The following is a 13,616-nucleotide window of genomic DNA, read 5'->3' on the forward strand; positions in this document are numbered from 1 at the left end:
TTAGCTTATGTACGGACTGGTTGCCGTGATTCAGCTAACAACGAATCGCACCTTTTATCTTGCTTTGTCCCTCGCTCCTCTTTCTCCTTGTCTAGTTTTTACTTACAAATACCCATGTTCAACTAAGAATCCGGGTGTTATGTCATTTGGAATTGTCTGTGTAGCTTCTTCCAGATCCGGATTGCCAAAACAAAGGAATTTTTCGACGTATTTGCCAAGAATATCTCCCTCTAAATTCACCCAATTACCCGGACTGATGTGTTGGAGATTGGTTTCGGCGTAAGTGACAGGAATCACTGCTACTTTAAACTGCGATAGTTCAGGCTGATAATCGGCTACTGTCAGGCTGATGCCATTTATAGCAATACTTCCTTTGGAGACCATATAGCGGGCGATCGCACCTGGAGCGGTAAAAATCAATTCCCAAGAGGTTTGTGTCGCTTGTGCTGACACAAGTTGACCAATACCATCCACGTGTCCCATAACGAAATGACCGCCGACTTTACCCCCCACTTTTAGGGATGCTTCTAAGTTAACGTACCTCTGTTGTGTTTCTTCTTGTCCTAGTGTTGTACGGCGCAAGGTTTCTGGTGAAGCCGTAGCAATAAATCCATCTTTTAAAATTTTTTCTACCGTTAGGCAGATGCCATCTACAGCGACGCTGTCACCCGTCGCTAAATCTTGCATAATGACATTAGATGGCTGAGTCACACAAGTGATTTGCCAAGAATCCCCATCCAGAGGTTTTACTGTTCCTAATGCTTGGATTATTCCTGTAAACACGGCTTTTTTGCAAAACTAACTCTATTCTATTGCTTATTTTTGCCCAAAAACAGCCAGTAATTCTCACAAAATTTGATTTAAATTAAGTATAATTTCAGACCACACGTTATGTCAAAAGTTCAAAAATTTTATATTTATGACAGCGCACCTTTAGGAAAGTAGATTATTGTCGAATTAGGCTTGTTTGACTTACTCTGGTGTTCACATCCATTTAGGAGTTTAATAGAAGCAATTATAGAGAATGAAGACTTATGTTTATCTTAACCCCAAAATCATGACAATACAAGTACTATTTGTTACACGTTACTTTAGCGATCAAAGGATTTTAGAGGCTTAGCCAATGCTTGAAATGAAAGTCGCTGGCATAGCATTAGATGCCATAACCCGTAGCCCGATTGTACTGTTGAAAGATGCTTCAGACCGCCGTGCATTACCAATTTACATTGGTCAAGAACAAGCTAGGGCAATTATGGGCGCACTGGAGAATCAAAAACCTCCAAGACCCTTAACCCATGACCTGATTGTGAATATGCTGGATGCATGGAACATAGTTTTGGAACGGATCATCATTCATTCGTTACAAAAAGATACATTTTATGCAGCTTTAATTGTGAAGCAAGGCGAAGTCAAGAAAGAAATAGACGCGCGTCCTAGTGATGCGATCGCGATCGCCCTCCGTACAAATACTCCTATTTGGGTCATGGAAGAAGTGATTGCGGATGCTTCTATCCCTGTAGATCGGGATGCAGATGAAGCCGAACAGCAAGCCTTTCGGGAATTTATCTCTAATCTCCGACCTGAAGATTTGATTAAGCGTTTTGGTGGTAGCGAAACATAAATGAGATATAAACAATGAGTTATGAGTGACTTGCTTAAACTCTTAACTCTGTTAAAAATGAAATACCGACGTTTTGGGAAAACAAATCTAGGCTTGTCTGTCTTTTCCTTGGGGACAATGCGCTACTTAGCTTCAGAGGAAAATGCATGGCAAACCATCCACAAAGCTATAGTGTTGGGGATTAATCATTTAGAAACTGCTAGAGGATACGGAAAGAGTGAGCAGTATCTTGGTGAAGCAATTTCCGTTGGGTTACCAGTTAAGCGTTGCCAAGTTTACATCACCAGCAAAATTCCACCAACAGCGGATGCTGACACTATGCGTCGGTATATCGATGAATCTCTGGAACGATTAAAATTGGATTATCTAGATTGCCTGGGGATTCACGGTTTAAACACATGGGAACATCTTGACTTGGTAAAAGCCAAGGGTGGCTGTATGCAGGCGGTGCAGGAAGCTATTGCTGATGGTCGGGTACGACACGTTGGTTTTTCTACCCACGCGCCTTTAGAGATTATCTTGGCGGCAATAGATACAGATTTATTTGAATTTGTCAATCTGCATTATTACTATTTCTTTCAACGCAACGCAGAGGCAATTCAGAAAGCATTTGAGAAAGATATGGGTGTGTTTATTATTTCTCCTGCTGATAAGGGAGGACGCCTGTACACGCCACCCCAAACTTTGAAAGATTTATGTTATCCTCTTTCACCCTTAGAGTTAAACTATCGGTTTTTACTAAGTGATTCTCGAATCACGACTCTCAGTGTGGGACCGGCAAACCCAGATGAATTAACAGAACCTTTGCAGGTTGCAGATTGTGATCACAAGCTAACTCCAGAGGAAATAACAATCTTTCAACGTTTGGAAAATCATCAAAAGACTGTTTTAGGAACAGACAAATGCAGCCAGTGCTATGCGTGCTTACCGTGTCCAGAAAATATCAACATTCCAGAAGTGTTGCGACTACGCAATCTTGCAGTTGCATATGACATGGATGATTTTGGGCAATATCGCTACAGAATGTTTGAAAATGCTGGTCACTGGTTCGGTGGAATGAAAGCTAGCCGTTGTACAGAATGCGGCGACTGTCTCCCCCGCTGTCCCCAAGAGTTGGATATACCAGCTTTGTTACAAGATACTCATAGTAGGCTAAATGGATCATCAGGACGGCGATTGTGGGGTTAGTTATGATACCACAAGTTGGGAATTTGTATCCTTTTATAATTACTGAGTTCTGCGTTCTACAGAGTGGAAGGGCGCAGCCCGTTCTGAGTTCTCTGTTCGGTCAGTTCTATGACTTGTTCAAAGTCGAAATCTTCAACCAAAACTTTCAAAGTCTCAATCAAATCTACTTTGTCTGCTGGAATTTGTTCCATAATTTGAAGAATTAGCAAATCGTTGCCACCAGAAGCAGCATTGTGAAGCTGTTTTATCCACTCGGTAGGCATAGTTTCCATCACAGAAGCCAAGTTAGAAGAATTGGTAACGACCTTACGAATGGGCGAAGTCATATTTGTATTTGTGGTATTTTCTTGATAAAGAAATTGTACGCCCAAATATTTGCTTATTTTTCCGAAAATATCTTGTTCTTGAAGGGGTTTACTTAAGATATCATCACAGCCAGCACTCAAAATTTTGTCTTTTTCTTCTTCTTCTTCAAAAACGTTTGCTGTTGTAGCAATGATGATGGTTTGATGAGAATGCTGGGGTGTGTTCCTTTCCATTTCCTTGATCAAGCTAGTAGCCTCATAGCCATCCATCAACGGCATGCGTAGATCCATAAAAATTAAGTGCGGGTGCCATATTTCCCAGAGAGTGAGAGCATCTTGACCATTGCTGGCTTCGTGTACTTGAAAGCCTTGGTTATCTAACAGCTTGACTAATAGCATACGATTGGTTGGCTGGTTATCGACAACTAAAATTCGATAAGCAGGTTGCCCAGAAGCTAAGCGAATGACTTTGTGAGTGCTGAACTCAGGAGTTTGTGTTTTCGTTTCTATTGCCTCCTCGATAGGGATAGAAAAGCTAAACTGAGTTCCAACCCCCAAAGTACTGCTAACCTTGATTTGTCCTCCCATCATTCGCACAAACTTATGACTGATGGATAAACCCAAGCCACTGCCCTGACCAGATTTTAACCCTGTTGCAGTTTGTTCAAAGGCTTGAAATAATTTATCGAATTCATTGGGATGAATCCCAGGACCAGTGTCTGTTACCTCAAACAGGAGATGCGATAGTGGGCTGTGTTGCTCCACTGACACCCGAAGAGTGACACTTCCTTTTTCGGTAAATTTAGTGGCATTGTCTAGTAAGTTAATTAAAACTTGACGCAATTTACTTTCGTCAGTTGTGATATATTGCGGGACTTGAGGCGTACGCTCAAATACCAGGTTTAAGCCCTTGGATTGAGCTTTGAGTTTGAGCATTGCCTCTAAAGTCTCAAGCAGGTGATATAAATCAAATTTATTTTTATTAAATGTGATACCTCCTGCTTCAATTTTAGACATCTCTAAAACGTCGTTAATTAACTCCAACAGATTTTCGCCGCTACGATTAATAATACTCAGGTATTTATGATGCTCTGCATTGAGGGAAGTGTCGCGGTTCATCAGTTGGGTAAAGCCAAGAATCGCGTTGAGTGGTGTTCTCAGCTCGTGAGTCATATTTGCTAAAAATTGGCTTTTAGCATTATTTGCTTTATCAGCGGCTTCCTTAGCTTGTTTGAGTTCGCTAGATTGCTTTTGTGTTTTTACTAACAATTCTGCCTGTTGGATTGCTACTCCCAACTGTGCTCCAATCTGAAGGACGATTTTGATTTCTGCTTCTTTCCATTGACGAGGAGCAGAATTTTCATACGTTGCTAGCAAGCCCCAAAGTTTATTGCTGCAAAAGATTGGAACTATGATATATGCGCGTGCTTGAAATTGTTCTAACAATTCAACGTAACAAGAGTCAAATCCAGCTTTGTAAATATCCGGAACGCACCGATAATTGGTACCAGAATGGAAATCACCGCCCTGGGTGTCGTACAGATAGGTGTCTTGTATTATCTGATCTATATCTTCTTCTAATTCTTTAATCACACAATCGCTTTGGTTAACCGCGACTTGTGTGAATTGGTATTGATTATTTTGTAACCTAATAAGTGCTTTCCAACCTTCTGCTACTGACTCAGAGATAATTTCTCCACTCCAGTCAGGATGAAAGCGATAAACCAGGACGCGATCGCAGCTTAAGACTTGTCGCAACTCTTGTGTTGTCGCACTGAAAATTTGGTCAATTTCCAAAGTTTGACGCATACGTTGAATCACAAAGGAAATTGCTCTTTCTCGTTCTGCACTCTTAGCAAGCAATTCTTCTGCTAGTTTACGTTCTAGTTCAGCCCCTGCACGATCAGCAAAAATTTTCAAAATTGACTCTTTGCCCAAATCAATCTCTAGAGGCTTAACATCCATCACCACCAAATAACCGATAGTCTCGCTGTTTGAGTTGACTAGGGGAAGCACATAGCTTTGAAGATTCAAGTGGGCGACATCTTGGTTTCTAAGTAAAAGTATTGATAATTCATCGTTAAAATGGCAGCAGCATGTTCCGCCAAAGACGACTTTACAGTGTTCGTGGGTAATAGCAGTTATGTCGTACTCAAAGTTTTCACCAAAATCAACATCATTCCAGAATGCTAGAGTACCAAGTTGAGTTTTGCTATCATTCCTAAATTCACAAACAAAGGCATAAGGAACTTGTAACAGTTTGGCAAGATAGCGTACGCATGAGCGAAAGAATTCATCACCAGTTGTATAAGCTGTTCCCTCAACAATTAATTGCAGTGTGGCTTCAACTTGCTTTCTTTGAGTGATATCACTAAAAGTGCAGACAACCCTCTCTACACGATTATCATTTCCGATCTGGGGCTCTGCATTAACTAGTAGCCAGCGTTGATTTTGGCTTGGTGGTAGATACTCAAATCCCATGACTATATTGTGAATGGGTTTTTGTAGAGCTATTGCTTGTTGTACGGGAAATTCTTCTTCTGAAAAACGTGTACCATCTTCACGCAAGAAGAACCAGTCAACACCAAGTACTCCACGCTGTTTGTTGTCGGAGTTTAGATTCAGGAGATTGTCTGCTGCTTGATTGCTCATCAGGATTTCAGCATTGGAATTTAACAATAAAACTCCCACTTGCATCTGTTTGATCAGCATCCGAAAGCGTTTTTCACTTTCTTCTAAAGCTTTTTGTTGTAATAACTGCTCTGTTAAAGATTGGTCGAAAAAAGAAGTTAATAAGGCTAAAATTAAGATGAATAATGTCGCAATTCCGATAACAACAGCTAGCCACAACTGATTAATTACCGGAGATTGCAGTTTTGATAAATGTTTGTAGGGCATAAAGTGAGTTGCCCACATTCCTGTGTAGTGCATTCCACTGATGGCAATTCCCATTAAAAAGGCACTGCCAACTTTCTGCCATTTCACCCCTTTCAACTCTTGATTTTTTTTCAGTCTAAACGCCAGGCAAAGAGCCGCGAAAGAGGCAATGATGGCAATCATCACCGATGAACTGACTAACTTTAAGTTATAGTCGAGCTTTGCTTGAAGTCGCATAGCTGCCATGCCCATGTAGTGCATTGAAGCAATGGCTAGTCCCATGGAAACCCCACCACCAATTAAAACTGCTGTTGACATAGAACGGCTCAACAACGATAAAGCGATGCTAGAAGCAAGCACTGCAAACAGCAGAGACAGCAGGGTCATCCACACATCGTAACTCACAGGCACAGGTAATTCAAAAGCGATCATGGCAATAAAGTGCATTGACCAAATGCCCATTCCCATTGCGCTCGCTCCCCCCAACAGCCAAAGCAAACGCCTGTTGCAACCAAGCTGGACTCTTTTTGATAAGTCTAAGGCTGTGTATGAAGAAATAACTGCGATCGCAAAAGAAAGTCCGACTAATTCTAATTTATATGTGCCTGTTAATTCGCTATACATATTTTTTCTGCGTCTACCCAACAGACTACTCAAATGTGAACTGACTCTTTTTTATAAAGTACAATACTGCAACTCTCGAAAGATGCAGCAACATGCCTTCAAAGAAGCAAATGAGTCAGATCCACAAGCTACAATCTTTAGCTCATTTTATAGTCCACATCTCTACTCTTAAGTAAAGAATGTAAATTTTATAGTTAATTTTAAGTGAGCAAGGAATAAGCAAATTATTTCTTTTTCAGAAAAAATAAGCAAGATTACGTATTTTGTTCATTCTGTACTAATCTTCTCGCTAACTTCAAGAGCATTGAGTTGATCGAGTATTGACCAAATGTACTGTAACATTGCTTCTAAACCACTACCGGTAACAGCCGAGATCAGGAAAACAGGAGAGTAACAAAGGTGATTTAATTGCGTTGCCAGCGCTTCCAAATCCTTTGTTTCCCTATCAACCGCATCAATTTTGTTCAGCGCCAAAACTTGGGGACGTTCTGCTAAACCCCGTCCGTATACTTGCAATTCTTGTTGAATTATGTTAAAATCAGCAATCACATCCTCACTGGTTGCATCAATAAGGTGTAGTAATACACGTGTGCGCTCAATGTGACGTAAAAAATCGTGTCCCAGACCGGCTCCTTGAGAAGCACCTTCAATAAGTCCGGGAATATCAGCAAAAACTGTGCCATCTCCAGTGGGTTTGCGCACCACACCCAAATTTGGAATCAAAGTTGTGAAGGGGTAGTCGGCAATTTTCGGGCGTGCAGCGGATAAAGCTGAAATCAAAGTCGATTTTCCGGCGTTTGGTAACCCAATAATCCCGACTTGGGCCAAAAGTTTCAACTCCAGACGAAGTGATTTGATTTCCCCTGCTAATCCAGGAAGGGCGTATTCGGGGGCGCGGTTACGGTTACTCAAGAAATACTTATTTCCCAGTCCACCCTTACCACCTTGAGCAACGAGCAAAGTTTGTCCTGGTTCAACTAAGTCTCCGATGATATCATCAGTTTCTGCATTATAAGCAACGGTTCCGCAGGGAACTTCGATAATCAAATCCTTGCCATTTGCCCCTGTACAATTATTTGGTCCACCACGAGAACCGTTTTCTGCCTTAAAGAGGTGGTTGTATCTAAAGTCAAGCAACGTTTGCAGGTTTTCTTTAGCAACGAACAACACGCTTCCGCCTTTTCCCCCATTTCCACCAGACGGACCACCTGCTGGCACATACTTTTCCCTGCGGAAGGCGACAATACCATCGCCTCCGTTTCCTGCTTCTACTTCAATTTTTGCTTGATCAATAAATTGCATAGTTAGTTAGTCATTAGTTATTAGTCATTAGTCATTAGTCATTAGTCATTAGTCATTAGTCTTCTGGAATATTGCCTATTGACTTCAGGTAGGAATTTAATTGGGGTGCTAGGTCATTGATGATTAGCTTTAGTGCATTTACCTGTTCACCTGTTAACAGGTTACGACTATATGCTCGTCTAAGCCAGTGTTGGGTTTCGTATAAAGATCCTCTTGCTATTTTTACAAATCGTCGATTGTCTTGATAAGAGCCTCTTCCTACACCCTCTGCTATGTTTGCGCCAATACTATCTGCTGCACGGATAATTTGTTTACCGACTGTATCTTTGGGCAATGACTGCCATTGCTCAACAATTTTCCAGATGTCATCAGCCAATCGTTCTGCCAATTGATAAACCCGCAATTCCTGAAACCTCCTACTTGACATTTTTCATCTTTACCAATGACTAATGACTAATGACCAATGACTAATGACTAAATATACGGCGAAACGTCCTCACCACACTCATCAGCAAGATAAGATAGAGCGCGAAAACGCAAGCCTACAAGTTGTTCATAAAGTGGGTTGAGTTTGCACAATGGCGGAATGTGAACAACTTTACGTTTAAACAGCTTGACATCACGCTCAAAAGGACACTGTGAAGGTATCATTTTACATAGAAAACGAGCCACTCTGGGGTCATGGATATCTAGCTTGTCAAGCCAGTTGCGCATGGGGCGCAGTGCATCAATTTGACGCTTTGTGGGTGCAGCTTGTAAAGGAACTGGAGTTGTTGTAGAACTGAGCTGCTGTGGGTGTTCGAGTGTGTGGCGGAGGGCTTCTAAGAGATCCTCTGGTTGTTCTAGGGCTTTGCATAACTGGTGCAGCAGATAGTCTTCGCTGGGGGAATATATACCGTCTGCGATCGCAACTAACACTGCTGTCCGTAAGAAATTTTCTGCTGTTTTTGTACCTTTGCCCAAAATTGCAGCTAATTCCTCTGGTTCTATTGGATCAAATGGCTCTATCTTGATGCCAGGAGCGAGTTCATCCTCAGTGATGGTGGTAATTAATTCCTGTTCTTGGGCATCGAAGTCACCATCAGCCCAAGCAATAGTGAGGAGTCCACGCAGCCAAGCGGCAATTTGTTCGCTGGTATAAGGAGATTTCACAGCACTTGTCATAAACCGACGCCTTAAGCAACTCTCAAGTCTATACTAACTTGTGGTTAGATGACAAAGTATGGTGCTTGTTGGGAAAACTTTTTAGAGTCTTGATTGCTGGGTAATGCCGTTCTGAGTAATTTTTCGATCATTTTTGTACTTTACTACTTAGTACTCCGCACTCGGCATTATCTTGCGCTACAATCATTTACAAAAAATCATTGATAAAAATTTCTACTAATCAAACAAACAATTAAGCCAACTAGTCGAGGTGTGAATGACTAAAACCAAAGTTGACTTAGGTATCGTACAAGAAACACTATTCATCCCTCTTTGGGCAAGAGCTGCTGAACTACAGCAAACCGAGCCTATCATTTGTGATCCCAAATCGGCTGAAATACTTGAGGCAATTGATTACAACTTTAATAAATTTGCTCCTGCTAAAAACTCTCAGATAGGTGTTTGTCTGCGAGGGATGATTCTTGACAATTGGGTACGTACCTACCTCAAGCAGCATCCCCAAGGTTCGGTTGTCGAGATTGGTGCTGGACTGAACACGCGCTTTGAACGAGTGGATAACGGTGAAGTGCGTTGGTTTGATTTAGATTTACCAGATTCAATGTTACTGCGCAAGCAGTTTTTTCAGGAAACTGAACGCCGTAAGTTTATCACTGCTTCTGCTTTAGAGACAGACTGGATAGAAAGTGTAAAAGCAGTTAGTACAGAACCTTGCTTGTTTGTAGCAGAAGGAGTTTTGATGTATTTTAACGAACAGCAAGTCAAACAGTTATTTACTAATCTTTTACAGCATTTTCCTGGTTCTTGGTTTGCCTTTGATTCTGTGTCGCCGTTTTGGATTAAGAATCAAAATAGACATGGAGCGCTTAAGTACACTTCGGCAAAGATGGTTTGGGGTATCTCAGATATTCGCCAGATTCAACATTGGGATTCCCGATATCAAGTGATGGAAGCTTGTGGGTTTGCAGATCTGCCAGCAAAATATTTTCAGCGTTTTCCCTTAATATTTCGCCTGCTATTTTCGTATGTTGCTTTTCTAGGAAATTCTTATCGCTTGGCTTTAGTGAAATTAGGTTGAAATGAACTACACGCTACCCGCCTGCGGCTGAGGTAGCGGTTTCTGACACTTCTTCTGGGTAGCTATCCTTCCCCACCCCGCTTTGCTGAGGGTGGGGACTGCCGCGAAATACGTTCAAAATATTTCAAGTTGACACAAGGGCAAAGATATAGCAATCCTAAATCATTTGTAAAATTCTCTTTTCTCTCTTTTCTTGGCGTTCTAGCCTGCGGCACGCCGCTGCGCGTCTAAGGCGTCTTGGCGGTTCGATCTTTTTACAACTCAAATAGGATTGCTATAGCAGTTCTGACAGAACGTACTTCTACTAAGAAGTAGAGGGCAAGGCTTGGTGAATTTGATTAAGCTATAAGCTGTAGCTTTGGTGCTCTTTGGGTGTTAGGATAAATAGCCAACCTACTCCATCCCTCAAAAGGCAGAATGCTGAAAGCTGCAAGCTAGTAGCGATTAAATGATGGAGATGGATGTGGTGCAAGCGATAAACACAGAAGCCAAACAGCGCGTTCAAGAACTGCGACAATTACTACAAAAAGCGAGCTATGCCTACTACGTCCTTGATTCTCCCATCATGGAGGACGCAGTTTATGACCAGTTATATCGAGAATTGCAACAACTGGAAAATCAGTATCCAGAATTAGTAACACCTGATAGCCCTACTCAACGGGTAGGAGAGAAACCAGCAACTCAATTTCTCTCAGTTCGGCACAATGTTCCACTCTATAGTTTAGAAAATGCGTTTAACATTGACGAGTTAAAGGCATGGGAGGGACGGTGGCGGCGACAAGCAGCGAATATAGGTGAGGTGGAGTATGTCTGCGAACTGAAAATTGATGGTTCTGCCTTAGGGTTAACTTATGAAAATGGTATTCTCACCAGAGGTGCAACTAGGGGTGACGGAGTTATGGGTGAAGACATCACCCAAAATGTGCGGACTATTCGCTCAATTCCCTTGCGGTTAAATCTTGAGACGTTACGTGAAAACTCTCTTCCAGAGAGGATAGAGGTGCGAGGTGAAGCGTTTTTACCTTTGGAAGTGTTTAAACAAATCAATGAAGAAAGGCAAAAAGTCGGTGAAGCAGTCTTTGCTAATCCTCGAAACGCTGCTGCTGGAACCCTCAGACAATTAGACTCCCGAACTGTAGCCCGACGACGGTTAGATTTCTTTGCCTACACGCTACATATTCCTGGTAGAGATGATGCTAGTATCGCTAATACTCAGTGGGAAGCTCTGGAATTGTTACAAAAGTTGGGGTTTCGCGTCAACCCTAACCATAAACTTTGTCCTTCTTTGGAAGATGTTGCACAGTATTATGGATACTGGGACACCAAAAGGCTGAATTTGCCTTACATGACAGATGGGGTGGTGGTAAAGCTGAATTCTTTTAAGCTACAGGAACAACTGGGGTTTACGCAAAAGTTTCCCCGTTGGGCGATCGCCCTAAAATATGCAGCAGAAGAAGCACCCACCCGTGTAGAAAATATTGCTGTCAACGTCGGAAGAACGGGGGCGCTGACTCCTCTTGCTCAAATGCACCCTGTGCTACTCGCAGGGACAACGGTTTCTCGTGCTACCCTACATAATGCTGACCGTATTACTCAATTAGATATCCGGATTGGTGATACAGTTATTGTCCGTAAAGCTGGGGAGATTATTCCAGAAGTGGTGCGGGTTCTTAAGGAACTCCGTCCTGAGAATGCTCAAAGCTTTGTTATGCCTTCCCATTGTCCAGTTTGCTCAAGTGCAGTGGTTCGGGAAATGGGAGAAGCGGTGACTCGCTGCGTTAATATTTCTTGTCCAGCTATCCTCAAGGGGGCGATCGAACATTGGGTGAGTCGCGATGCTTTGGATATCAGAGGTATGGGCGAAAAACTGGTGCATCAACTTGTGGATAGAGGAGTGGTGCATTCTGTAGCCGATTTGTATAACTTGACAGAAGAAAAGTTGTCTGAATTAGAACGAATGGGGAAAAAGTTGGCACAGAAGTTGGTGGAGGCGATCGCCCAATCAAAAAATCAACCTTGGTCACGCGTGTTGTATGGTTTAGGTATTCGTCACGTTGGTAGCGTCAATGCTCAATTGTTGACACAGAAGTTTCCCACAGTGGAACAGTTGGCGCAAGCAACGCAAGCAGAGATTGAAACTGTTCACGGTATCGGTGAGGAAATTGCCCAATCTGTACACCAGTGGTTCCACATCAGTGCAAATCAAACTTTGATTTCTCGGTTGAAAGATGCTGGGTTGCAATTTGCTGGTGCTGTGGAACAAACACGAGTAAGTCATGAACATCAAAAGTTTGCTGGGAAAACTTTTGTGATTACTGGTACGCTTCCTACCTTGAAGCGGGATGAGGCGAAGGAGTTGATTCAGAAAGCAGGGGGTAAAGTGACGGATTCTGTGAGTAAGAAAACAGATTATTTAGTTGTGGGGGAAGAGGCGGGTTCTAAGTTGACAAAGGCGCAAGAGTTGGGTGTTCGTCAGTTGAGTGAAGGGGAATTGTTGGAGATGTTGGATTAACTAACGAACCGCCAAGACGCCAAGGACGCAGAGGAGGAGAAGAGGAGCAGAGTAAACATTCGTTGACGCAAATTCTAGCCGTATAACTGCTCTCCATCATTACGTAATATACTCGTCAGTTTATCCTTATATTTCTGAAATATGGGATGACGTTTGACTTGAGGATCAGATTTGCTTGGCAATTGGATTTGCAATTCTTGCTTAATTGTGCCTGGTCGTGCGCTTAATACGTAGATGCGTTGAGATAGAAAAATTGCTTCCTCAAAATCGTGAGTAATCAGAAAAATTGTGGTGTTTGTGCTACGCCAAATTTCTAGTAGAAATTGCTGCATTGCTTCTTTGGTTTGCACATCCAACGCACCAAAGGGTTCATCCATGAGTAAAATTTTGGGTTTTGATGCTAATGCACGGGCGATCGCTACCCGTTGCTTCATCCCACCAGAAAGTTCCTGCGGTAAGGCTTTAGCAAATCCCAATAACCCCACAACTTCTAAATAATAAGCGGCTTGTTGTCTTCTTAGTACTTTAGGCACACCTTGCAACTTTAAGCCAAACTCTACGTTTTCCATCACACTCATCCACGGATAGAGAGTGTAACTTTGAAATATCATCCCCCGATCAGACCCTGGTCCAGTCACGGGTACTCCATCAACCAGAATATCCCCTGCTGTTGGAGTATCTAGCCCCGCAATTAATCGTAGCAATGTTGACTTACCACAACCACTGACTCCTACTGCACAGACAAACTCACCCTGTTCTACATGCAATTTGATGTTTTTAAGTACAGTCAACAAACCGTGTTTAGTTTTAAATTGTTTATGGAGTTGATTAACTTCTAAATGCATAAAGAACTAATTTGAGATGAATGTCAAATCTATATTTTCAATTTCTCACTGCAGGCTAAGAAGGTGCATAAGCTTAGTCTCCCCTTTACTAGTCTTTCTTACT

At 42.2% G+C, this 13,616-nt stretch carries 10 protein-coding genes; 4 read left to right on the forward strand and 6 right to left on the reverse strand.

The features are described 5' to 3' along the window. Window positions 1-102: 102 nt before the first annotated feature. Entirely contained in the window at window positions 103-783 is a 681-nt protein-coding gene (locus tag AC5JM2_RS05550) for a riboflavin synthase (RefSeq protein WP_495833912.1), read from the reverse strand. Window positions 784-1,123: 340 nt separating this feature from the next. Here AC5JM2_RS05550 and AC5JM2_RS05555 point away from each other — a divergent pair, with 340 nt between their 5' ends. Both AC5JM2_RS05555 and AC5JM2_RS05560 read left to right on the forward strand, forming a co-directional pair. Further along, the gene (locus tag AC5JM2_RS05555) at window positions 1,124-1,621 is read left to right on the forward strand and encodes a bifunctional nuclease family protein (RefSeq protein WP_495833913.1); all 498 of its coding nucleotides are present in this window, start codon (window positions 1,124-1,126) and stop codon (window positions 1,619-1,621) included. A 57-nt stretch (window positions 1,622-1,678) separates the two neighbouring features. Then, entirely contained in the window at window positions 1,679-2,809 is a 1,131-nt protein-coding gene (locus tag AC5JM2_RS05560) for an aldo/keto reductase (RefSeq protein ID WP_495833955.1), read from the forward strand. Between the two features lie 56 nt (window positions 2,810-2,865). On the opposite strand, the gene AC5JM2_RS05565 is transcribed toward AC5JM2_RS05560, so the two are convergent. From AC5JM2_RS05565 to AC5JM2_RS05580, 4 genes are all read right to left on the reverse strand, one after another. Continuing rightward, window positions 2,866-6,615 (reverse strand): MHYT domain-containing protein, encoded by a 3,750-nt coding sequence (locus AC5JM2_RS05565; protein WP_495833914.1) that lies wholly within the window; start codon window positions 6,613-6,615, stop codon window positions 2,866-2,868. 267 nt (window positions 6,616-6,882) lie between these two features. Then, entirely contained in the window at window positions 6,883-7,917 is a 1,035-nt protein-coding gene (gene obgE / locus AC5JM2_RS05570) for a GTPase ObgE (RefSeq protein ID WP_495833915.1), read from the reverse strand. A 55-nt stretch (window positions 7,918-7,972) separates the two neighbouring features. Then, the gene (locus AC5JM2_RS05575) at window positions 7,973-8,344 is read right to left on the reverse strand and encodes a four helix bundle protein (RefSeq protein ID WP_495833916.1); all 372 of its coding nucleotides are present in this window, start codon (window positions 8,342-8,344) and stop codon (window positions 7,973-7,975) included. A gap of 47 nt (window positions 8,345-8,391) precedes the next feature. Next, the gene (locus tag AC5JM2_RS05580) at window positions 8,392-9,081 is read right to left on the reverse strand and encodes a Mo-dependent nitrogenase C-terminal domain-containing protein (RefSeq protein WP_495833917.1); all 690 of its coding nucleotides are present in this window, start codon (window positions 9,079-9,081) and stop codon (window positions 8,392-8,394) included. A 256-nt stretch (window positions 9,082-9,337) separates the two neighbouring features. Between AC5JM2_RS05580 and AC5JM2_RS05585 the strand changes: the two genes are divergently transcribed. Both AC5JM2_RS05585 and ligA read left to right on the forward strand, forming a co-directional pair. After that, entirely contained in the window at window positions 9,338-10,156 is an 819-nt protein-coding gene (locus AC5JM2_RS05585) for a class I SAM-dependent methyltransferase (protein WP_495833918.1), read from the forward strand. A gap of 457 nt (window positions 10,157-10,613) precedes the next feature. After that, a complete protein-coding gene (gene ligA, locus AC5JM2_RS05590; RefSeq protein ID WP_495833956.1) occupies window positions 10,614-12,668 on the forward strand; it encodes an NAD-dependent DNA ligase LigA in 2,055 nt (684 codons plus the stop codon). 74 nt (window positions 12,669-12,742) lie between these two features. Here the strand turns inward: ligA and AC5JM2_RS05595 are convergent, their stop codons facing one another. After that, complete coding sequence (locus tag AC5JM2_RS05595) at window positions 12,743-13,513, reverse strand: ABC transporter ATP-binding protein (RefSeq protein ID WP_495833919.1); 771 nt, start codon at window positions 13,511-13,513, stop codon at window positions 12,743-12,745. Window positions 13,514-13,616 lie beyond the last annotated feature (103 nt).

This window comes from Brasilonema angustatum, from assembly GCF_059505445.1.